At 41.7% G+C, this 22,792-nt stretch carries 23 protein-coding genes and 1 tRNA gene; 4 read left to right on the top strand and 20 right to left on the bottom strand.

Features of this window, described 5'->3' with window-relative positions; all coding sequences use genetic code 11:
* Positions 1-18 precede the first annotated feature (18 nt).
* From vex3 to ACT17O_RS03255, 7 genes are all read right to left on the bottom strand, one after another.
* The gene (gene vex3 / locus ACT17O_RS03285; protein WP_254725114.1) at positions 19-1,398 is read right to left on the bottom strand and encodes an ABC transporter permease subunit Vex3; all 1,380 of its coding nucleotides are present in this window, start codon (positions 1,396-1,398) and stop codon (positions 19-21) included.
* A 50-nt stretch (positions 1,399-1,448) separates the two neighbouring features.
* On the bottom strand, positions 1,449-2,096 hold the full coding sequence (vex2, locus tag ACT17O_RS03280) for an ABC transporter ATP-binding subunit Vex2 (RefSeq protein WP_000173738.1): 648 nt from the start codon (positions 2,094-2,096) through the stop codon (positions 1,449-1,451).
* Positions 2,097-2,108: 12 nt separating this feature from the next.
* Positions 2,109-3,386 carry an ABC transporter permease gene (locus ACT17O_RS03275; protein WP_444817740.1) on the bottom strand — a complete coding sequence of 426 codons (1,278 nt, stop codon included), beginning with the start codon at positions 3,384-3,386 and terminating at the stop codon, positions 2,109-2,111.
* A 390-nt stretch (positions 3,387-3,776) separates the two neighbouring features.
* A tRNA-Leu gene (locus ACT17O_RS03270) sits at positions 3,777-3,862 on the bottom strand.
* 80 nt (positions 3,863-3,942) lie between these two features.
* Positions 3,943-4,518, bottom strand: coding sequence for a cysteine hydrolase family protein (locus ACT17O_RS03265; RefSeq protein WP_444817739.1), 576 nt, complete (start codon positions 4,516-4,518; stop codon positions 3,943-3,945).
* The gene (codY, locus tag ACT17O_RS03260) at positions 4,518-5,306 is read right to left on the bottom strand and encodes a GTP-sensing pleiotropic transcriptional regulator CodY (protein WP_000940726.1); all 789 of its coding nucleotides are present in this window, start codon (positions 5,304-5,306) and stop codon (positions 4,518-4,520) included. The genes ACT17O_RS03265 and codY overlap by 1 nt, the downstream gene beginning before the upstream one ends.
* Before the next feature lie 284 nt (positions 5,307-5,590).
* The gene (locus ACT17O_RS03255; RefSeq protein WP_049479576.1) at positions 5,591-7,168 is read right to left on the bottom strand and encodes a DEAD/DEAH box helicase; all 1,578 of its coding nucleotides are present in this window, start codon (positions 7,166-7,168) and stop codon (positions 5,591-5,593) included.
* A gap of 349 nt (positions 7,169-7,517) precedes the next feature.
* Here ACT17O_RS03255 and ACT17O_RS03250 point away from each other — a divergent pair, with 349 nt between their 5' ends.
* The 4 genes from ACT17O_RS03250 (at position 7,518) to ACT17O_RS03235 (ending at position 12,269) form a co-directional block, all read left to right on the top strand.
* A complete protein-coding gene (locus tag ACT17O_RS03250) occupies positions 7,518-8,834 on the top strand; it encodes an FAD-containing oxidoreductase (RefSeq protein WP_444817738.1) in 1,317 nt (438 codons plus the stop codon).
* Positions 8,835-8,933: 99 nt separating this feature from the next.
* Positions 8,934-10,277, top strand: a complete 1,344-nt coding sequence (murT, locus tag ACT17O_RS03245; protein WP_444817737.1) for a lipid II isoglutaminyl synthase subunit MurT — start codon at positions 8,934-8,936, stop codon at positions 10,275-10,277.
* A complete protein-coding gene (gene gatD, locus ACT17O_RS03240; RefSeq protein ID WP_049549950.1) occupies positions 10,277-11,059 on the top strand; it encodes a lipid II isoglutaminyl synthase subunit GatD in 783 nt (260 codons plus the stop codon). Before murT ends, gatD begins: the two co-directional genes overlap by 1 nt.
* Before the next feature lie 127 nt (positions 11,060-11,186).
* Positions 11,187-12,269, top strand: a complete 1,083-nt coding sequence (locus ACT17O_RS03235) for a M24 family metallopeptidase (protein WP_444817736.1) — start codon at positions 11,187-11,189, stop codon at positions 12,267-12,269.
* Positions 12,270-12,309: 40 nt separating this feature from the next.
* Here the strand turns inward: ACT17O_RS03235 and ACT17O_RS03230 are convergent, their stop codons facing one another.
* From ACT17O_RS03230 to rplA, 13 genes are all read right to left on the bottom strand, one after another.
* Positions 12,310-12,771 carry an ECF transporter S component gene (locus ACT17O_RS03230; RefSeq protein ID WP_061587706.1) on the bottom strand — a complete coding sequence of 154 codons (462 nt, stop codon included), beginning with the start codon at positions 12,769-12,771 and terminating at the stop codon, positions 12,310-12,312.
* A complete protein-coding gene (locus ACT17O_RS03225) occupies positions 12,749-13,522 on the bottom strand; it encodes a bifunctional hydroxymethylpyrimidine kinase/phosphomethylpyrimidine kinase (RefSeq protein WP_084860178.1) in 774 nt (257 codons plus the stop codon). The genes ACT17O_RS03230 and ACT17O_RS03225 overlap by 23 nt, the downstream gene beginning before the upstream one ends.
* The gene (gene truA / locus ACT17O_RS03220; protein ID WP_084860179.1) at positions 13,512-14,261 is read right to left on the bottom strand and encodes a tRNA pseudouridine(38-40) synthase TruA; all 750 of its coding nucleotides are present in this window, start codon (positions 14,259-14,261) and stop codon (positions 13,512-13,514) included. The genes ACT17O_RS03225 and truA overlap by 11 nt, the downstream gene beginning before the upstream one ends.
* 99 nt (positions 14,262-14,360) lie before the next feature.
* Positions 14,361-15,512 carry an MFS transporter gene (locus ACT17O_RS03215; protein WP_045617502.1) on the bottom strand — a complete coding sequence of 384 codons (1,152 nt, stop codon included), beginning with the start codon at positions 15,510-15,512 and terminating at the stop codon, positions 14,361-14,363.
* A gap of 112 nt (positions 15,513-15,624) precedes the next feature.
* Positions 15,625-16,248, bottom strand: a complete 624-nt coding sequence (locus ACT17O_RS03210; protein WP_000775204.1) for a Pr6Pr family membrane protein — start codon at positions 16,246-16,248, stop codon at positions 15,625-15,627.
* A 2-nt stretch (positions 16,249-16,250) separates the two neighbouring features.
* Positions 16,251-16,589, bottom strand: a complete 339-nt coding sequence (locus ACT17O_RS03205; protein ID WP_001061600.1) for a zinc ribbon domain-containing protein YjdM — start codon at positions 16,587-16,589, stop codon at positions 16,251-16,253.
* A gap of 209 nt (positions 16,590-16,798) precedes the next feature.
* A complete protein-coding gene (locus ACT17O_RS03200; protein WP_049505238.1) occupies positions 16,799-17,317 on the bottom strand; it encodes a Dps family protein in 519 nt (172 codons plus the stop codon).
* Between the two features lie 189 nt (positions 17,318-17,506).
* Positions 17,507-18,265, bottom strand: a complete 759-nt coding sequence (gene tpiA / locus ACT17O_RS03195; protein ID WP_049505239.1) for a triose-phosphate isomerase — start codon at positions 18,263-18,265, stop codon at positions 17,507-17,509.
* Positions 18,266-18,361: 96 nt separating this feature from the next.
* Positions 18,362-19,039: a DnaD domain-containing protein gene (locus tag ACT17O_RS03190; protein ID WP_049505240.1), complete on the bottom strand. Its 678-nt coding sequence runs from the start codon at positions 19,037-19,039 to the stop codon at positions 18,362-18,364.
* Between the two features lie 8 nt (positions 19,040-19,047).
* Positions 19,048-19,992: a homoserine O-acetyltransferase MetA gene (gene metA, locus ACT17O_RS03185; RefSeq protein WP_444817735.1), complete on the bottom strand. Its 945-nt coding sequence runs from the start codon at positions 19,990-19,992 to the stop codon at positions 19,048-19,050.
* 186 nt (positions 19,993-20,178) lie between these two features.
* Positions 20,179-20,691 (bottom strand): adenine phosphoribosyltransferase, encoded by a 513-nt coding sequence (locus tag ACT17O_RS03180; RefSeq protein WP_001049316.1) that lies wholly within the window; start codon positions 20,689-20,691, stop codon positions 20,179-20,181.
* 86 nt (positions 20,692-20,777) lie between these two features.
* Positions 20,778-21,536 (bottom strand): class I SAM-dependent methyltransferase, encoded by a 759-nt coding sequence (locus tag ACT17O_RS03175; RefSeq protein ID WP_001287236.1) that lies wholly within the window; start codon positions 21,534-21,536, stop codon positions 20,778-20,780.
* A gap of 483 nt (positions 21,537-22,019) precedes the next feature.
* Positions 22,020-22,709 (bottom strand): 50S ribosomal protein L1, encoded by a 690-nt coding sequence (gene rplA / locus ACT17O_RS03170; RefSeq protein WP_001085675.1) that lies wholly within the window; start codon positions 22,707-22,709, stop codon positions 22,020-22,022.
* Positions 22,710-22,792: the final 83 nt, after the last annotated feature.

The raw sequence follows: 22,792 nt of genomic DNA, 5'->3' as shown, positions 1-22,792 counted from the left end.
GAATAGGTAGCAAGTTTTTTATTCGCTATCGAGCAAGAGCTCTTTTGGTTGTTTTCTGAGGAGATTGCTTGAAGCAAGCGCCATAACGAGAACCACTAGAACCAAAGCAAGGACAAAGACGATGATGAAGTCTGATGTCTGAATAGAAATATCTAGGCTCGACAGGGTCTTGCTAAAGCCATCTACTTCTGCACCACCACCAAGGTTAGAAGCTTGAGCAGCCTTGCTAGCTTGCTTTGCAACACCTGAAGTCACATTGGCAAGAACAGTATTTCCGATGGCACGAGCTGTGTAGTTGGCTAGGAAGTAAGCCGAAACAAGAGCAGGAATGGCAATCAAGATCGATTCGGTGATGAATTGCCCCAAGATACTTGCCTGCTTGAGACCGATAGAGAGGAGAATTCCCACTTCCTTGCGGCGGGCGTTGATCCAAAGACTAAGCAAGAGTGCAAGGAGAAGAACTGAGAAACTCAAGCTACCCCAGAAGAGGAGGTTGGCCATCTTGTACATACCAGAGATGGATTGCTCTAGAGCTGGGTAGTTAGAGGAGCTCTTCACCAGTGTGTAGCTCTTCCAGTTGATACCACTGATACCATTCAACTCTTTCATGACATCATCCAAGTTCTTGTCCGCTGTTACAAAGAAGGTTGCGTCCCCATAAATAGCTGTATCTTCTGTGTATCCATAAAGTTTTGCAGCAGTGTGAATGTCTGTGATGGCTGTATTTTCATAGAGTTCTTGTGAGTAGGTTACTGCTGACTTATTGTGACCATCAAAGAGTCCCTTGATTGTCACTTCGACTGTTTCCTTGGCACCTTTTTCATTGTCTGCATCATAGACATTAGAGTCCAATTTGATCTTATCTCCGACTTTCCAACCGTGTTTGGCTGCCAAGTCCTTGTGCATGAGAATCTTGTCCTTGTCGTCGTTGGTTAAGTGCTCACCTTCGACCAGCTTATATGAACCAGAGACAAACTTATCTTCTTTAGAGGAGTCATTGACACCTGTAATCATCAAGCTGCTTCCAAACCGTTTGGCACGGTCAGCAGTGAGATTTTTCTTGGTTTCTGGCGTTTCGATGAGGTCGTATCCAGTCAAATCTCCGATGGCGTTGATGCGTTTAACATAAGACTCGATGGCCTTGTTTTCGGTGATTTTTTTGATATCCTCACCCTTGATATTCCCAGAACCACGTGGCGTTCCTTGATTGACGCGACGATTGATTTGCATGGAGAAGCTATTGGTGATATTTTTAAAGGTCTCCTGAGAAGCCTTGGCAGTAGCTCCCTTGATCGACAAGCCGACCAAACTCAAGCTCGCCATGAGGAGAATAATCAGGAAGATAACAATCGATTTGAAAAACTTCCTTGTAACATAGGCAAATGCATTGTGTAACATAGGTTCCCTTTCTAGATTTGATTTCATAATTCTATCAAAACAAGCTCATCTTATTTTGTAGTATTTCGAGTTTCAGTCAGTTTCTTATTCTTCAATTCAAGTGTAATATCAGACGCTTGTGCCACTTCTTTACTGTGGGTGACGACGATCACACATTTACCTGTTTTCTGGGCAAGTGATTTGAGCAGTTCGATAATATCTCCAGCAGTTTTAGGGTCCAGATTTCCTGTTGGCTCATCAGCTAGAATAACCGGAGCTTCTGATACCAAACTGCGAGCGATGGCAACACGTTGCTGTTGACCACCTGATAACTGGAGAACGTTCCGCTTGATCTGACTTTCATCCAAACCAAGCTCAAGAAGTGTGTCCTTGCTTGCTTTTTTGTTGACCAAGCGGATATTTTCCAGCGGAGAAAGATAATCTATCAAGTTATAATTTTGAAAGACTAGGGAAATATGGTGCATGCGATGGTATGAATACCCCTTGTTCCGAATGTCCTCTCCTTGGAAAAGGATAGAACCTTCAACAGGACTATCTAGACCAGCCAGTAGGGACAAGAGAGTGGATTTTCCAGCTCCTGACTCACCAATGATACTATAAAATTTTCCGGGTTCAAAATTATACTTGATCTGATATAAAACTGCTTCAGCAGTGTTCTTATAACGGTAGGTAACATCTTGCAATTGTAATAAAGTCATGATTTCTCCTTCTTAACTAATAGATGATAAAATTTCTTTCGGCGATTTTCTAAATAGAAATACGAAACAAAGGGCTACTGATAAGCAACCAATCAGGAGCAGAAAGACATAGGATTCTGCAAAGGATAGGAGACTGGTTGATAGACCACTTGCTTTGGCCAGCGTGTCCTGTAAGCTTGCCTGATCTCCACTGGCTAGTACAGTTTGGAGTAGATAGGATGTAATGGCATTTCCAGCGATAAAGGATGGAAGCAAAGCTCCGAGAGATACCAACACTAGCTCTAAACAGAACTGGAGGAAGATCGAACTCTTGCCTTTTCCAAGTGCGAGAAGAATTCCCACTTCGTAGACTCTTTCTCTCAACCAGAGAGACAAGACTAAAATTAAGGCTCCTGCTCCTGCTATCAACATCCCATAAAGGAAGATGGTGAGGAAGGTTTGGAAGGTTGCCACTGAGTCTTTGATTTGTTCAAAGGCCTTGTTTTCCTTCTCAACTTGGTAACCTTGACTTTCCAAAGCCAAGTTTTCCACCTGCTTCATGAGTCCGTCCATTTCCTTAGGATTTTCTACATAGAAGCGCGCTGTACTGACTTGCGGTTCACTATTTCCCAGAAGGGTTTGGCTGCTTTCATAGTCTGTAAAGACCTGGTTTTCACTGAAGTCGGAAGACAAGCCTGTGAACTTTTCTTGTTTTTTACCAGAAAAGATGCCGACAATTTCAAACTCAACTGTTTGCCCTTTTCCAGCTTCGGATTGACCAGCATCCAAGCGAATCTTGTCATGAAGAGAAAGTCCGTTCTTCTTGGCCAACTCTTCGTGGATGAGGATTTTCTTGGAGTCCCCTTTTTGAAGGTGTCGCCCTTCTTTTAGATTGAAAGCCGAACTGGTAAAGGTGACATCCTTGGATGAATCCTCGAGAGCCGTTAAGCTAACCAAGTTCTTGTCTGTAGCTGACAAATCATCACGTTCTACGCTCTGCTCACCACTCACCGCTTCCTTGTCTTTCAGTTTTGCGACCGTCTCAAGTTCAGGAGAGACATTTTCCAGTCCCTTAATCTTGCTCACGGATGCTAGGTCCGACAACTTGAAGGTCTGTCCATTTTCTATCTTTTTGATAGAAAAAGATGTGTTGAGTGATTTGTAAAGATTGCTTTCTACTGTTTTGTTGGACTTCATCAGAGTCAAACAGGCTGAAATTCCTGCTAAAAGGACAAATAAAATCAGAAATAAAATAAAACTTCTCAGTCGTTTTCTGCTGACATAAGCCCAAGCTCTTTGGATTGGATTCATTTGTCACCTCCATATTTGTAAGACTATTATAAAATCCAAATATGAAATGTTTATGAAATCGAAAAATTTTTTGATTTATTTTTGAAAAAAACAAAAAAGATAGCAAGCGCTAACTTTCCTTCTTATATAAGAAGAAATAATACCAATCAAAAATCAACTTCATTTTAAAAATGGTAGTCACATCTTTCTGATTAGTATTTTTTCATCTCCTAAGTTCTTCATTTTCTGACTAGTGTTTGAGGATATTCTTGATAGAATGAAATAGTGAACTCAGTTTAAATGTTCTGATACAATGACTGTTCTTGATACCAATATTTTTCGATACACGAAACGTAGCCTCTAGTCTTCTTTGTAAAAAAAAAGAGCTAGCCAAAGCCAACTCTTACCCTATGCGGAGAGAGGGACTTGAACCCTCACGACCTAAAGCGGTCACAGGATCCTTAGTCCTGCGCGTCTGCCAATTCCGCCATCCCCGCGTCGATTACTTTACTAGTATATCAACTTTCAAAATCTTTGTCAACACTTTTTTCAGATTTTTTTCATTTTTCCAACAAGCTTATAGTTCAATTTCAGCAAGGTTTTCATCCAGTATTTTTGCTCCCAGAGTGTTCTTAAAATGCCCAAGAGCAAACTGATGATTTTCTGGCCAAATAGAGGCAACCGCAGGCTTGACAATCTCGATTTGATAACCTAAATTATAGGCATCAATAGCCGTATGAAGGACGCAAATGTCAGTCAGGACTCCAGTTAGGATGACTGTATCAACCCGACGTTCCCGCAAACGGATATCCAGGTCCGTTCCTGAAAATGCTGAATAGTGACGCTTATCCATCCAAAAGACGCGACTATCCGCCTCATGCTCAGCATAAAAGTCAGCTAGGGGGCCATAAAGGTTACGCCCACTAGTTCCGATGATGTTGTGTGGTGGAAAGAGCTTGCTTTCTGGGTGGAATGTATCCTTCTCCTCATGAGCATCAATGGTGAAAAAGACATAGTCTCCACGTTCAAAAGCTAATCTGGTTGCCTGATCAATGGCTTTTGATATTGCTTGAGCAGGTGCTCCAGCAGTTAGCTTTCCATGGTCTGCTACGAAATCCTCTGTATAGTCGATCGAGATTAAAGCCTTTGCCATTAGTAGTCCCTCTTTTTCACTTCCTCAAAGATATCTGAAATCAATACCTTGAGATAGGTTCCCTTCATTCCTAGTGAACGGCTTTCAATGATTCCTGCCGACTCTAGCTTACGGAGAGCATTGACGATTACTGAGCGCGTAATGCCAATACGGTCTGCAATAACAGACGCAGTCAGCTGTCCTTCATTTCCATCCAATTCAGCTAAAATAGCTGATACGGCACGCAGTTCTGAATAGGAAAGGGTGTTGACCGCCATGGTAACAGCCGTACGACGGCGAATATTCTTTTCATCTTCTTCACGTTGGAAGTTCAATAGTTGAATTCCCACAACCGTGCTCGCAATCTCGACAAGGATCAAATCTTCATCTTCAAATTTCTTATCATTGCGCCAAATGATTAACGAACCTAGGCGAATCCCTGATACATGAATCGGAGCAATAGTTGTCAACCCATCTGGAAAGTCCGCACGGCTCTCCACAGGGAAAATGGTCAAATCATGTTCAACAGGAAGATTTGCTTCCGTATCATAAATCATGTTCGCCCCTTGTACATAGACCTCAGGGAAGGTTTTGGTTTGGAAGAATTGTTCTACACGGTCATTATTGGTCTTATAACGCATAAAGTAGCCCAAGAGACGTCCCTTGTTATTCACAATACAAGCGTTACAGTCAATAATATCAGCTAACTGGCGTGTGATCGCATTGTAAGGAAGTTCATCTTGAAGTTGCTCCTCAGAGCGCTTTAGAATAGACGTGATTTTTCTTGTTTTTTCTAATAAATGTGCCATTTTTTACCTCGCATATAATCGCTTCCATTATAACATAGAAAAGTCTTTATTTCAATAATTATCTGAAAATTGCTTATTTAATTGCAATTTTGAACAGCAAAAATATTTTAGAAAAAAAAAGCGATTTTTTTATTGACATCCTATTTTATTTTTGATATTATAACATTATAAGAAGATGACATGATAAATCCCTTTCCGTTTCACCTATCCTTTACTATCACCATCTTCTTTTACTATCGGTCTCCTTATATATAAAAGCGATTCACACTGTGAATCGCTTTTTTCTATTTGTCTCCTTTGTTACGAATAACAAAGCCGGTCTTCTTTTCGCTTGAAGTGTTGCGAGGTTTTTTATTGTCTTTATTACGGTAACGTCTGTCTTTATCAAAACGATCGTTCCCACGACTGCCTTTTTTGAAATCATCACGGCGACCATTGCCGCGGCGATCACGGTCTCGACGGTCGTCCCCACGACGGCCTCCACGACCTCCCTTACCTTTGCCACCGAATCCATTACCTGATGGTTTAAATGGCAGTGGTTTTTCACGCGCAATCTCCACTTCAGGAAGGCTGTCTGGATCTTGGACTGTCAGACTCAAGATATACATAGCCAATTCTTCTGGACTAAATTCTGCAGCTAACTTACGAGCATCTTTAGCAAATTTCTCAAAGTTCCCACGAATAGTTTCATCCGCAAAATCACGTTCGATTTTCTTGAGAGCTACTTGTTTCTTAGCTTGGAAGGCTTCTTCTGCTGTCGCTGGTTTCAAGCCTTTCATGCGTTTCTTAGTCAAGTTTTCGATGATTTGAAGGTAGCCCATTTCATTTGGTGCTACGAAAGTAATAGATTGACCTGACTTACCAGCACGACCTGTACGGCCGATACGGTGAACGTAACTTTCAGGATCTTGTGGAATATCGTAGTTGTAGACATGGGTCACACCTGAGATATCCAAACCACGTGCTGCCACGTCAGTCGCAACTAGAACATCAAGATTCCCATTTTTAAAATCACGAAGGACACGAAGACGTTTATTTTGGTCTAAGTCACCATGAATTCCTTCAGCACGGAAGCCACGAATTTTAAGTCCACGAGTCAATTCATCTACACGGCGTTTGGTACGACCAAATACGATAGCAAGTTCTGGTTGTTCCACATCCATGAGACGTGTCATAGTATCAAATTTCTCTTGTTCCTTGACACGGATATAGTACTGATCCACTAGCTCTGTTGTCAATTCCTTGGCAGCAATCTTCACATGCTCTGGGTCTTTCATAAACTGAACACCGATACGTTTGATAGCATCTGGCATGGTTGCTGAAAAGAGCAAGGTTTGACGATTTTCAGGGACACGGGAAATGATGGCTTCAATGTCTTCAAGGAAGCCCATGTTGAGCATTTCATCCGCTTCGTCAAGAATCAGAGTTTCAATATCTTGTAATTTCAAGGCCTTCCGTTTAATCAAGTCCAAGAGACGGCCTGGTGTTCCTACCACGATGTGGGCACCAGATTTAAGAGCCTTAATTTGTTTTTCAATGCTGGAACCACCGTAAACTGAGCGAACTTTCACTCCTTTGCTACGGCCAAAGCGGAACAGTTCTTCTTGGCTTTGGACAGCGAGTTCACGAGTTGGAGCGATAACCAGGGCTTGGATGGTCGCTTCTTCTGTACGGATTTTTTCAAGGGTTGGCAAGCCAAAGGCTGCAGTTTTTCCTGTACCTGTCTGAGCTTGACCGATAACGTCTTTTCCTTCGAGAGCCAAGGGAATGGTCTGTTCTTGGATGGGACTGGCTTCTACAAATCCAGCTTTTTCAATCTCTGCTAGCAATTCAGCAGACAAGTTAAATTCATTAAATTTCACGTTATTCTTCTTTCTAAAGGTGGTGCGAAGCCACCCTATAGGGCTTTAGTTTATACTTTTCTTTTCATGACGTATCTTCTTTAAAACGAGATACCGTGTTGCTTCTTTTCCACGAAAGAAAAGTACGAGTTTCTTTGCAACTTATCTAGTATAACACAAGAGAGAAGCAAAAGATAGTAGAATCCTTTAGGAAAATCATGTAAACGATTTTTTAACAGTAAAGTGGCCTGAAACTTCTTTTTCAAAGGATTTGAAGGGACCATTTCAAGCTCACTTCATTTCCCGTAGCAGAATTGTGCAAAAGTTTTTTTCTTGTGCTAGAATGAAATTCGAAATAGGAGGAAGATAAATGTTAACTTATGATTTAATCGTTATTGGATTTGGTAAAGCTGGTAAAACACTAGCTGGTAAATTGGCTTCAGCTGGCAAAAAAGTTGCCCTCGTTGAACGTAGCAAAGCTATGTACGGCGGAACTTGTATCAACATTGGTTGTATCCCAACTAAAACTTTGCTAGTTGCTGCTGAGAAAGACTTGTCTTTTGAAGAAGTGATTGCTACTAAAAACACGATCACTGGTCGCCTCAACGGTAAAAACTATGCGACTGTTGCTGGTACAGGCGTGGATATCTTTGATGCGGAAGCTCACTTCCTTTCAAACAAAGTCATCGAAATCCAAGCTGGTGACGAAAAACAAGAACTCACTGCTGAAACAATCGTCATCAACACTGGTGCTGTTTCAAATGTCTTGCCAATCCCTGGACTTGCTTCAAGCAAAAACGTCTTTGACTCAACAGGTATCCAAAACTTGGACAAATTGCCTGAAAAACTTGGAGTTCTTGGTGGCGGAAATATCGGTCTTGAATTTGCAGGACTCTACAACAAACTTGGAAGCAAGGTTACAGTCCTAGATGCCTTGGATACTTTCCTACCTCGTGCAGAACCTTCCATCGCAGCTCTTGCTAAACAATACATGGAAGAAGACGGTATTGAATTGCTTCAAAATATCCGTACTACTGAAATTAAAAATGACGGTGACCAAGTCCTTGTCGTAACTGAAAACGAAACATACCGTTTCGATGCCCTTCTCTATGCAACCGGACGTAAACCAAATGTAGAACCACTTCAACTTAAAAATACAGACATTGAACTAACTGAACGTGGCGCTATTAAAGTAGACAAACACTGCCAAACAAACGTTCCTGGCGTCTTTGCAGTTGGGGATGTCAACGGTGGACTTCAATTTACTTACATTTCACTTGATGACTTCCGTGTTGTCTACAGCTACCTTGCTGGAGATGGCAGCTACACACTTGAAGACCGTCTCAATGTACCAAACACCATGTTCATCACACCTGCACTTTCACAAGTTGGTTTGACTGAAAGCCAAGCAGCTGATTTGAAACTTCCATACGCTGTGAAAGAAATTCCAGTTGCAGCAATGCCTCGTGGTCACGTAAATGGAGACCTTCGCGGTGCCTTCAAAGCTGTTGTTAATACTGAAACAAAAGAAATTCTTGGAGCAAGCATCTTCTCAGAAGGTTCTCAAGAAATCATCAACATCATCACTGTTGCCATGGACAACAAAATCCCTTATACTTACTTCACAAAACAAATCTTCACTCACCCAACTTTGGCTGAGAACTTGAATGACTTGTTTGCGATTTAAGTTGAGACTGATTTGTTAGCTAACAGCCCTCTTTGGGCTGTTTTTGTTTCTGCGAAATCTCAAAACTGTCTTTTCCCTCTTTTATGATATAATAGAAACATGAAATTAAAAACTACTTTGGGCCTCCTTGCTGGGCGTTCTTCTCACTTCATCTTGAGCCGTCTTGGCCGTGGAAGCACGCTCCCAGGAAAACTCGCCCTTCAATTTGATAAAGATATTTTACAAAATTTAGCTAAGAACTACGAGATTGTCGTGGTCACTGGAACCAACGGGAAAACCCTGACAACTGCCCTCACTGTCGGCATTTTAAAAGAAGTTTATGGTCAGGTTCTTACTAACCCAAGCGGTGCCAACATGATTACAGGGATCGCAACGACCTTCTTGACTGCCAAATCGTCTAAAACTGGAAAAAACATTGCCGTCCTAGAAATTGACGAGGCCAGTCTATCTCGTATCTGTGACTACATCCACCCTAGCCTTTTTGTCATCACTAATATTTTCCGTGACCAGATGGACCGCTATGGTGAGATTTACATGACTTATAACATGATTTTGGATGCCATCCGTAAAGTGCCTACGGCTACAGTTCTCCTCAATGGTGACAGTCCGCTTTTCTACAAGCCAGCTATTCCAAATCCTGTAGAGTATTTTGGTTTTGACTTGGAAAAAGGGCCAGCCCAACTGGCTCACTACAATACCGAAGGTATTCTCTGCCCTGACTGTCAAGGTATCCTCAAATATGAGCACAATACCTATGCTAACTTGGGGGCCTATATCTGTGAAAATTGTGGTTGCAAACGTCCTGACTTGGACTACCGTCTGACAGACTTGGTTGAATTGACCAACAATCGCTCTCGTTTTGTCATTGACGGCCAAGAATACGGCATCCAAATCGGTGGACTCTATAATATCTACAATGCCCTTGCTGCAGTTGCTATTGCCCGTTTCCTCGGCGCAGATTCGCAACGGATCAAGCAAGGATTTGACAAGAGTCGTGCTGTCTTTGGACGCCAAGAAACCTTCCATATCGGTGACAAGGAATGCACCCTCGTCTTGATTAAAAATCCTGTTGGTGCGACCCAAGCTATCGAGATGATCAAACTAGCTCCTTATCCATTTAGCCTATCTGTCCTCCTTAATGCCAACTATGCTGATGGGATTGATACTAGCTGGATCTGGGATGCGGACTTTGAACAAATCACTGACATGGACATTCCTGAAATCAACGCTGGTGGTGTTCGTCATTCTGAAATTGCACGCCGTCTTCGAGTGACTGGCTACCCAGCTGATAAAATCACTGAGACAAGCAATCTGGAGCAAGTTCTCAAAACCATTGAGAACCAAGACTGCAAGCATGCCTATATCCTGGCTACCTATACTGCTATGCTAGAATTCCGCGAACTGCTGGCTAGTCGTCAGATTGTTAGAAAGGAGATGAACTGATGGTTTATACTTCACTTTCCTCAAAAGCTGGCAACTACCCTTATCAGCTCAACATCGCCCACCTTTACGGAAACCTCATGAATACTTACGGAGACAACGGCAACATCCTCATGCTCAAGTATGTGGCTGAAAAACTGGGAGCTCATGTGACGGTTGACATCGTTTCTCTCCATGATGACTTTGATGAAAACCACTATGATATCGCCTTTTTCGGTGGCGGCCAAGACTTTGAACAAAGCATCATTGCAGGCGACCTTCCTGCTAAAAAAGAGAGCATTGACAACTACATCCAAAACGACGGAGTGGTTCTAGCTATCTGTGGTGGTTTCCAACTATTGGGCCAATATTATGTTGAGGCTTCAGGTAAACGCATCGAAGGGCTCGGTGTCATGGGTCACTACACCCTCAACCAGACTAATAACCGCTTTATCGGTGACATCAAGATCCATAATGAAGAATTCGATGAAACCTACTATGGCTTTGAAAATCATCAGGGACGTACCTTCCTTTCTGATGACCAAAAACCGCTAGGACAGGTTGTCTATGGAAATGGAAACAACGAGGAAAAGGTCGGCGAAGGGGTTCATTATAAGAATGTCTTTGGTTCCTACTTCCACGGACCTATCCTCTCTCGTAATGCCAATCTAGCTTATCGCCTAGTTACTACTGCCCTCAAGAAGAAATACGGTCAGGACATCCAACTCCCTGCCTATGAAGACATTCTCAGTCAAGAAATCGCTGAAGAATACAGCGACGTCAAAAGCAAGGCTGACTTTTCTTAAAGAAATGAAAGCTATATCAAAGAACTCCCCTATCTTGTCGGAGTTCTTTTTGCCTGCTATTTTACCCTTCTCCCTTGCATTTTCTCTCTTTTTTTGCCAAAATAGAGGGGTAGAAAGAAGGTAGCATATGTCTAAATTACAACAAATCGTAACATATCTTGAATCAGAAAAACTAGACGTCGCTGTCGTATCTGACCCCGTCACTATTAATTACCTCACTGGCTTTTACAGTGATCCCCATGAACGCCAAATGTTCCTCTTTGTTCTAGCAGATCAGGAACCTCTCCTCTTTGTCCCAGCTCTCGAAGTGGAGCGTGCAACCAATACTGTTTCCTTCCCAGTTGTGGGCTATGTGGATTCTGAAAATCCATGGCAAAAAATCAAAAACGCTTTGCCGCAGCACGACTTCAAACGTGTTGCTGTTGAGTTTGACAACCTCATCTTAACCAAGTATCATGGTTTGAAAACAGTCTTTGAGACTGCTGAGTTTGAAAACCTCACTCCTCGCATCCAACGCATGCGCCTCATCAAATCAGCTGACGAAGTCCAAAAAATGATGGTTGCAGGTCTCTATGCCGACAAGGCGGTCAAAGTTGGTTTTGATAATATTTCTCTTGATAAGACGGAAACAGACATCATTGCCCAAATCGACTTTGCTATGAAACGTGAAGGCTATGAAATGAGCTTTGATACCATGGTCTTGACTGGCGATAACGCTGCAAATCCGCACGGAATTCCTGGTGCAAACAAAGTTGAAAAGGATGCCCTTCTCCTCTTTGACCTGGGTGTTATGGTCAATGGCTACGCATCAGATATGACTCGTACAGTCGCTGTCGGTAAGCCTGACCAATTCAAGAAAGACATTTACAACTTGACACTTGAAGCCCAACAAGCTGCCCTTGACTTCATCAAGCCAGGTGTGACTGCACATGAAGTTGACCGCGCTGCCCGTGAAGTCATTGAAAAAGCTGGTTATGGTGAGTACTTCAACCACCGTCTCGGTCACGGTATCGGTATGGATGTCCACGAATTCCCTTCTATCATGGAAGGAAACGACATGGTCATTGAAGAAGGCATGTGTTTCTCTGTTGAACCTGGTATCTATATCCCTGGTAAAGTCGGTGTTCGTATCGAAGACTGCGGTGTTGTTACCAAGGATGGCTTTGACCTCTTTACAAGCACCAGCAAAGATTTGCTTTATTTTGATTAAATATAGACAAGCAAAAAGTCAGCTATTGAAGCTGACTTTTTTATTTTATCTTCTTGACGCTCTGAAAGACTACAAACCCCACAACCATTCCCAAGGTATTTTGCAGGAAGTTTGGAAGGATTTCTGGTAAGGCTGCTGACCAGCCATTCATCAGGGTAGAACCTAGGGCGTAGCCACTTACCATGACGATAGTAGCCAAGACAAGGCCTAGCCATTGCCACTTCCCTTTAAAACCTGCAAAAAATCCTTGCAAGCCATGATTTATCAAGCTAAAAAACATCCACTGTGGATAGCCTGATAGAAGGTCAATTAGGAATCCTGCTAGTCCTCCAACGACAGCTCCTTCTTTACTGCCAAAGTAAAAAGCAGTAAAGAAAATACCTGCGTCCAAGAGAGTCAATATTCCTGTTGGCGTTCCAATTTTCAAGTAATAACCTAGGACTACTGAAAGGGCGGTTAAAAGAGATACAAGGGCGATTTTAGTTGTTTTGGTTTGCTTCATATTGTCTTACTCCATATTGATCTGCTTGTGCAATAGCACGGTAAACGAAAGCTTTCGAGCTCTCTACTGCTGGTAAAAGTTCATCACCTTTAACCAAGTGACTGGCAATGCTTGAGGCAAAGGTACATCCTGCACCAGCATTTTGGCCTTGAATGACTGGGTTTTCTAGAACAGTGAAAGTTTGTCCATCATAAAAGACATCCACTGCCTTGTCATGACTGAGGCGATTGCCTCCCTTGATAATGACTGCTGGCGCTCCTAAATCATGCAATTTCTGCGCTACAGCTTTCATGTCTTCCAATGTTTTAATTTCCTGACCAGCCAATAATTCTGCTTCAGGAAGATTTGGCGTAATCACACTGACATGAGGGAAAAAACGAATCAACTCTTGGCAGAGCTCACTAACAGCCACGTCGTGCGTTTCCTTGCAGACCAAAACGGGGTCCAATACCACAGGCACTCCTGGACGTTGCTTGATAAAGTCCAAGGCCTTCTCAGCCACACTGACAGTAGGAAGAAGGCCAATCTTAATCCCTGCAAACTCGACATCACGTAAGCTATTCAACTCATGCTGGAAAATAGTATCATCCGTAGGGAAGACTTCAAAGCCCTTTTCGGTCAAGGCCGTCAAACAAGTGACAGCTACAAAGCCATGCAAGCCGTTTAAGGTATAGGTGGCCAAATCAGCTGACAAACCACCACCACTAAAAATATCATTCCCAGAAAGGGCTAAAATACGATTATTCTTCATAACGAATCTCCTTTAAATACAAGCCATTTGGTGCCGCCGTTGGACCTGCTAGCTGCCTGTCCTTCTTCTCCAAAATCAAGTCAATCTGCTCAACTGGCATTCGATTATTTCCGATTTTGAGCAGTGTCCCCACCATATTGCGAATCTGCTTATACAAGAAACCATTTCCCGAAAAGGTAAAGGTCAAAAATTGGCCTGTCTCATCAACTGTTAGACTTGCTTCTGTGATGGTACGAACCTTGTCCTCTACACTGGTTCCAGATGCTGTAAAACCGGTGAAATCATGAGTTCCCTCTAGCTTTTTGATTGCCATCTGCATCCGCTCTACATCAAGCGGATAGGGAAAGTGAGTAGCGTAGTGACGACGCATAGGATTTTTGGGACGTCCTCTATCCACGATAAACTCATAGGTCTTGCTGTGTTTGGCATAACGGCAATGAAAATCATCGGCCACAATCTCAATTGAAATCACATCAATATCTTCTGGAGACTGGGTATCCAGAGCAAAACGGAGTTTTTCCTCATCCATCTGATAGGGCAGATCAAAATGAATGACCTGTCCCAGAGCATGGACCCCACTATCCGTCCTACCAGCACCGTGTACAGCGATGGCTTGCCCCTTATTGAGTCTCGTTAAGGTTTTTTCGATTTCCTCTTGAACGCTCCGCACATGAGGCTGGCGCTGAAAACCAGCAAAGGCATAACCATCATAGGAAATGATTGCTTTATATCTTGTCATAACTTCTATTTTATCAGGAAATAAAAGTGTAAACAAGTTTAAAAACCAAAAATTGTATGGGTACAAAATTCCCAGAAAGAAAAACTTAGGAAATTAATCCTAAGCTCTCTTTTGAAGTGCGTACATAACAAAGATAGAAGTGACAATCAACCAACATCCTAAAATGGTGAAGACCAACATACCATTTTGAGTCACCAAGCCAATCGCCCCAAGAATGAAAGGTGTCGTAAAGGCTCCAAAGCTGCATCCTAGCACTGCAAAAGATGTTGCCTGATTAAGGAGCTTGGCTGGGATTCTTTCAGAAAGAAGCTGAAAGACAGTGGTCAAGGCCACACTGTAGGAAAAACCTGCCACAACACTTCCAACTACCATCACACCCAATGACGGAGACAAGGCAATCACAATCTGCCCCAATCCAAAGGTGATACCTGACCAAAGGAGCAATCTTTCTTTAAATAGAGAGATAAAGAAAGAAAAACTCACACCTGCCAAGATACCAATCAACTGCATGATACTTAAAACCAAGCTCGATAACTGGGCATCCCCTAGACCTCTTTCCACCATCAGACTAGGAATACGAATGGTGATAGCTGTATTGGTGCAGACAACAACTGCTGCTTCGACAGCCAATAGAAAAATCAAGCCTTTCATCTGTCCTGTCAAACGAGTCGTTTCGGCCTCTTTTTTCTTTGTTTCTTTCTTTTCTTTCCCATAAGGGACAAAGAGCAGATAAAGGATCAATACTAAAAATCCCGCACTGTAGGCCAAGAAGGTCACTGTCCATCCCAAGGATAAGAGTTGACCGACCACTAGAGTCAAAATCGATGCCCCGACAACTTCTGCTGACCCGCGAAGACCCAACATCTGAATCCGTGTCTTTCCATGATAGCGTTCGCTGATGATAGAAATAGCCTTGGCATTGATCATCCCAACACCCAAGCCAAATAAAATCCGCATCGCAAAGACAAAGTTGTATTCCTGATACCAGAAAGGGGCTGTTCCTCCTATAGAGAGGATGAGAAGCCCTAGACTAATCTGAAGACGCTCAGGAAATAACCGCTCCAAAAACCCATTTAAAACCAGCATAATCATGATTCCAAAAGAAGGAAGACTGACCAGGAGCTCGATTTGTTCTTTGGGGTATCCTTGATAGTAGTCAAACATGGCTGGCAGAGCACTTGAGATGGAGAAGGAGGTAATCAAAACGAGGGAGAGGGCCAAAATACTAGCCCGTTCTAAATATTGTTTCATGAATTTTCTTTCTGTATATTTCTCACTGTTGATCCTTTTAAAAGGAAGATGGCAAGAAAAGAAGGAGCCCGATTGAACTAGAGACTCCGTCCTAACTTTCCTAATAGGAAGACTATTTTCGCTTGATTTGCTTGATCAGATAGAAGATGAAGCCTGCAACCATATACGCCGCAAAAATGATCAAACACCATTTGATAACCACGTCCCAACCCTTGTTCACATTTAAAAAGAAATAAGGGAAGGGATTGTCCTTGGAATTCGGAATATTGAGTTTTAAGACCAAGCCATTAAACAAGGCAAAAATCATATAAACCAAGGGCAAGATAGTCCACAAGACTGGATCCCAGATCTTGTATTGACCCCGTTTATCAAAGAAAAGGGTGTCGGCTAAAAACCAGAGTGGAACGATATAGTGGCAAAGGAAATTTTCCACACGGTAAAAGTCTGTCGCAATCGGAGCAAGCATAAAATGGTAAATCACACAGGTAATCATGATACTCATGGTAACACCACCCTTGAGACGAAGCAAGGTCGGACTTTGCCAATTTTCACCTGAACGGCTCATCACACGGAGTAGATAACCCGTGAAAATCGTTACCAAAAGATTGGACAACACTGTGTAGTAAAGGAGCATACCAAAGCCACCGTGCTTGGTAATCTCCAAATAAACTCCTGTAAATGCCGCTAAGAACAAGAGCACACGACTATAAAAGATAAATTTGTAGTTCAGTTTCATGGCTAGATTTTCTTAACAAATTCTGACTTGAGTTTCATAGCTCCAAAACCATCAATCTTACAGTCGATGTTGTGGTCACCTTCTACGATACGGATATTTTTAACGCGAGTTCCTTGTTTCAAATCCTTTGGCGCACCTTTTACTTTCAAGTCCTTGATTAAGGTTACAGTATCGCCGTCAGCCAATTTATTTCCATTGGCATCGATAGCAACTACACCTTCTTCTACTTCTGCAACTTCTGCAGGATTCCACTCATAGGCACACTCTGGGCAGACCAAGAGACTTCCGTCTTCGTAGACATATTCTGAATTACATTTTGGGCAATTTGGTAAGTTGTTCATAAGTCCTCCTTAAACTAACAATTATTCTTTAAAATTCATATGTTATTGAACAGCAACTATTATACCGTAAAATCCTACTTTTGACAATGTGTCCTAAGTCCAGCAAACAAAAAAATCATGCAACTGTTTACAGTTACATGACTTTTAAAAGATGATTGGTCATGGGCACTTATCAAGCACCTCATGATAAAAGGGGTAGCAACTATATCTTACAGACCAGGAGCTTGTCCAAGTTCTGCTGTAAGCATCCAAACTGTTTTCTCAAGTTCAGCCTTAGCCCCAACAAAGATATCGTTTGTAACATCATCTCCTTCTTCATCAGTCACATCCAAAGCTTTTTGGAAAAGAGTGATGAGGTAGCGATAAATCGCTAGAACACGTTCCAAGCTTTCTTCAACGTTACGGAATTCTCCTTCTTCTTCTTCGATTTCACTGTGTTGAAGGAACTCTGTCAAAGTTGAGTAAGGTTTGCCACTAAGAGTGATCAAACGTTCACTGATTTCGTCAAGATAGCCATCAAGGCTGTCCATGTATTCATCCATTTTTGGATGCCATACGAGGAAACCACGACCACGCATATACCAGTGAACTTGGTGAAGGGCAATATGAGCCACATACAAGTCTGCTACTGCTTGGTTCAATACTTCCTTTGTTTTTGCCAATGCTACTGGCGCTGTTTTAGATAATGTTGTTACGTCTTTTACTGCTTCTTTTTTCAATTCAACCATGTTGATCACCTCATAATATTATTTTTGCAACCATATTTATTGATTACTATCTCAGTATACTACTCCTAGTAGACAAAAGCAAGAAAATTAACCCATATTAAAAAAGTTGTAATAGACTGATAATTTAAGAAAAATATATGACCTCTATAAAAAAAGACAGTCTTAGAAGACTGTCTGGAATAACTTAAATTATTTTACAAAATCAAGCAATGCCAAGAAGCTTTCAGCTTCAAGTGACGCACCACCTACAAGGGCACCGTCAACGTCTGGGCAAGCCATGTATGAAGCAACGTTTTCAGGTTTAACAGAACCACCGTATTGAACACGAACTTTTTCTGCAACTTCTTGACCAAAGTCAGCAGCTACAACATCGCGAACAACTTTACACATTTTTTGTGCATCGTCTTGTGAAGCTGATTTACCAGTACCGATAGCCCAGATTGGCTCATAAGCGATAACTGATGCAGCAACTTGTTCTGCAGTCAATCCAGCAAGAGCAGCTGAAACTTGAGCACCTACGAATTCAGCAGCTTTACCAGCTTCGTAAGTTTCAAGTGACTCACCACAACAGATGATTGGAAGCATACCGTTTGCAAAGATTGCTTTTGCTTTTTTGTTGATATCTTCGTCAGTTTCATGGAAGTAGTCACGACGTTCTGAGTGACCGATAACAACGTAGTCAGTACCGATTTCTTTCAAAACTTGTGGGCTTGTTTCACCAGTGAACGCACCTGCATTTTCAAAGTAGCAGTTTTGAGCAGCAACTTTAAGGTTTGAACCTTTAGCAGCAGCAAGAACAGCTGTCAAATCAACTGCAGGAGCTGCGATACCTGCTTCAACAAGGTCTGATGAAGGAAGTTTTGATGCAACGGCCTCAACGAATGCTTTTGCTTCTTCTGGATTTTTGTTCATTTTCCAGTTACCAGCGATAAATGGTTTACGTGACATTTCACATACCTCTTTTTTCATTTTATTCACTATTATTCTATCATATTTATAAGGAGCTTGCAAACCTTACTCTAATTTTCAAGATTTTTCAAGCGGCTAATCTTGCCACAAATTCATGGCATCGAGGAAATCAGCCGAAGCCTGAACTTGTTTGGGATTATTCGCTTCTCGCTCTGCTCGTTTTGCCTCTACCTGAGCCACAGACTGGATACCTTCATGACGCCAGTTTCGTAGGATTGCCTGAATATATTTCCAGTTTGGCTTGCCATTTAGGACGGCCTCTCGGAGAGCTTCCTTGATTAAATCCGCCTTAACTCCATCTTCTTTGACAGTCTTGGATAGATCTTCGATTTCAAATGGCGTTAACAAGCGTCCCAATTCCTGCTGAAAAGTTTCAACCAGATCCTTCAACTGATTCTGCGGGTTTGGGGCAGTTGTAGCTGGAGTTTGGCTGTCTAGCAAGCTATCCAAGCGTTCAAAAGCCAAACTAGCATCAAAGATCAGCTCAATTTCCCCATTTAGTTCAATGGTTCGATATTGTAGTAGCCCATTTTCAGTTAAGTTTGAAATAGACTGGTTGACATCTGCTACCTCTTTGCCAATAATTTCAGCAATCTGACTAGGCGAAACATCTCCTAGTGCTGTGGTATTTTGTAAATAGAAAAATTGCCAGACGAGAAAATCTTCGCTGGAAGGAAAGAGTTCCTTAAAATGCAAGAGCAGGGCACTTGGCAAAACCAAGTTCCCTGATTTAAAAGCGTCAAAATATGTCATAATTCCTCTTATAGATATCCAAATGCAGCCGCATCATCCTCTACCTTTCTCCAGTCAAAAGGGGTTTCTTGATAAACTGCATAGTTTACCCAATTGCTGAAAAAGAGGGCAGCTGATGAAGACCAACAAAGACAGGGCGTCTCATTTACATCATCATTTTTAAAGTAGTTCTCTGGGATATGAGGGTCGAGTCCCGCCTCATAATCACGAAAATACTCTCTTGCCAAAGTGTCACGATCGTACTCCAAATGACCAAAACTATAAATCTCACGCAAATCTCGACTAGCTAGGATAGAAACCCCAACCTCAGGACCTTCTGACAGAATCTCCAGATTGGTCTTGTTTAAGATTTCTTCTTTTAAAATCTCAGTATGACGAGAATGAGGAGCTACATAGCGATCATCAAAACCTCTAAAAAGAAGGTGCCCTTCTTTCAAGGTGTCCTGTGGATAAATTCCTGATAGTTTCCGATCCATCTGGTGCTTTTCAACGCCATAGCGAACATATAGACCTGCTTGAGCTCCCCAACAGATATGGAGGGTTGAAAAAACATGCGTCTTGGACCATTCGATGACCTGCTTGAATTCCTCCCAGTAGTCCACCTCTTCAAAAGGCAAATGCTCCACTGGAGCTCCCGTGATGATCATTCCATCAAAAAAGTCATTCTTAACTTCTGAGAAGGTCTTATAGAAGGTCTCCATATGTTCGGCACGAGTCGTCTTTGAACGATGCGTTTCCATATACAAGAAATCGATATCTAACTGAAGAGGCGTATTGGCCAAATGCCGCAAGAGTTGTGTTTCTGTCACAATCTTTTGAGGCATCAGATTTAGAATCAAAATCTTCAAAGGTCGAATATCTTGGTGAGCAGCCCGTTGGTCGTCCATAACAAAGATATTTTCTGTCCTTAAAATCTCCACAGCTGGTAATTTTTTATCAATTCGAATCGGCATAATACCCTCCTAACAGTTCTCTATTTCGGGAATGATCTTGTCTGTTTGAAAGTAAAAACCTCCAAATACTTCTTCCTTTTATTATACTGTATGAAGATATAGTTTTCAATTATAGTTTTTCTCTAACTAGCTATAGTTAATTTATATAGCAGATGAAGAGAAAACAGCCCCAAGGACTGTTTTTCATTAATAATGCATAAGTACCTTGTAATCGTAGTCTCCGATTTTTTCACGGCCTTTAAGCTCATCCAACTCAATCAAGAAAGCACAACCGGCTACAACTCCACCAAGCCTTTCAATCATCTCAATCGTTGCCTTGACAGTTCCACCTGTTGCCAAGAGATCATCTACGATGAGAACACGTTGGCCTGGCTTGATCGCATCAGCATGCATGGTCAAGGTATCAATACCGTACTCTTTCTCATAGTCAGCAGAAATGACTTCACGTGGCAATTTCCCTGGTTTACGAACAGGAGCAAAGCCAATTCCCAACTCAAAAGCAACAGGACAGCCCACGATAAAGCCGCGAGCCTCTGGGCCCACGATCATGTCGATCTTCTTATCGGTTGCATACTGAACAATTTCACGAACAGCGTAGCTATAAGCATTTCCATCTGCCATCAAAGGGCTGATATCACGGAAGGTAATACCTTCCTTAGGATAATTTTCAATCGTTGCGATATAATCTTTTAAATTCATCTTTTTCTTTCTTTCAAAGTTTTTTACTCTCTATTATAGCATATTTTTTAAGAAAGAAAAAAGGAAAAGTTAACTTCAATAATTATCTAACGATTTGACGATTTATAACTAGCCATAGCAATAAAGCCCAATTTCTGTTTATTCTTAGCAAACATTTTATACATAGTTAAAAACTGCTTTCTATTCTCCTTTTTACAAGCATTTACGCAAATTTTCAAAGTTCCTAGCCAACCTTCGTCATAAATCATACCTGATAATTTCATTAATGTCATTTCACCAGTCAATATTTTCACATCACGATAACCTGATTCTATCATCACCTGTTCCCAACCATCTTGAGTTAAAGGACCTACATTTACATGAATTGCTTGTGACAATTCCTGTCTGACAGACTCTTTAGCTTCCTTAAGAAGCACATCATGTGTCAAAAGAAGACCTTCAGGTTTTAAAACCCTTAGATACTCCATTACACATTTTTTCTTAGCTTGATCGGCTTGCATAGTCAGCATAGCTTCATTTATAACAATATCAAAACTAGCATCTTCATAAGGAAGTTTCATTGCGTTTGCTCTTTCAAATCTGATCAAATGACCAACACCTGCCGTTTCAGCAGATTTTTTAGCCACTTCTAAGGCTTGTCCATCCATATCAACAGCAGTTATCTTACAACCAAAACGCTGTGCCAACTCAATTGCTGTAGTTCCCCTATTGCACGCAACTTCTAGTATTCTCTTTTCTTTTGAAAATCCTCCTTCCGCAATTAACCAATCTGTAGCACGTTTTCCACCTGGACGTAAGCGTTTTTTTCCCAGTTTTGCTAAAAACTTATGACCTGCTTCTGACATTTGAACACCTCTATTTTTTCTTCATTATAACATAAAATTATATTATCTGACAATTCTAATCTATTATTTGATAAACTAGAATCAAAAGTATACAAACTGCCATGACTATAGCATAAATCTATTAATCACCTCTCTAGTTCGAATTCAATTGCTCACGTAGTTTACGCATATAGGTTACGACTACATATTTGTACTTTAGAGTTGCTGGCCTCCTTATCCACTATATACGCTTTACTATCACGTGCCTATTCGTATAGCCAAGATTTCTCTATCTCTTTCTCTGCCGATTCTTGTTTCCAACGTCAGACTTAAACAGTCTATCCTAATGCCGTTCGATCAGCTACTCACAATAGTCAGGCTTGGGAATCACTTTTGGGTTTACTAGTATATGGTACCCACAGAGGACTTACACCTCAGATGAACGGAATGCCCGTTGTACCTAAAAAACGAGCACATTCGTACTCGTTTTTAAAAATCTGTTAATTAAAGTGAGTTTACGTCAACCTTGATACCAACACCTTGAGTAGTTGTGATTGTCAAGTTAGTTACGTAAGTTCCTTTAGCTGTAGCTGGTTTTGCTTTTTGGATTGTTTCGTTGAAAGCTTTGAAGTTTTCAACCAATTTTTCAGCTTCAAATGATACTTTACCGATGATTGCTTGAACGTTACCCGCACGGTCAGCACGGTAAGTGATTTTACCACCTTTAGACTCTTCAACTGCTTTAGCAACATCCATTGTTACAGTACCAGTTTTAGGGTTTGGCATCAAGTTACGTGGTCCAAGGACACGTCCAAGACGTCCAACAAGAGCCATCATGTCAGGTGTAGCGATAACTACGTCGAAATCCAACCAACCGTCGTTGATCTTCGCAACAAGGTCATCTTCACCAACAAAGTCTGCACCAGCAGCTTTTGCTTCTTCAGCTTTTGCACCACGTGCGAAAACAAGAACGCGTGAAGTTTTACCAGTACCGTTTGGCAATACCATTGCTCCACGGATTTGTTGGTCAGCTTTTTTAACGTCGATGTTCAAGTTGTAAGCAACTTCTACAGTTGCGTCAAATTTTGCAAAGTTAGTTTCTTTTGCAAGTGCTACAGCTTCTTCTACACTGTATGCTTTTGTGCTGTCGATTTTCTCAAGAGCAGCACGAAGTTGTTTGCTTTTTTTAGCCATTTTCTATTCTCCTTGTAAGTGGTTCAATCGATTTTCATCTCCCACGTCACTTCTCGAAATGATGAAGTCTTGCGGGTATTCAG

Origin of the sequence: Streptococcus sp. HJ1 (genome assembly GCF_052399005.1) — a bacterium.
Classification (GTDB): domain Bacteria; phylum Bacillota; class Bacilli; order Lactobacillales; family Streptococcaceae; genus Streptococcus.
Note: the sequence above shows the minus strand (reverse complement) of the source record. Positions and strands in the feature narration are given on the sequence as shown.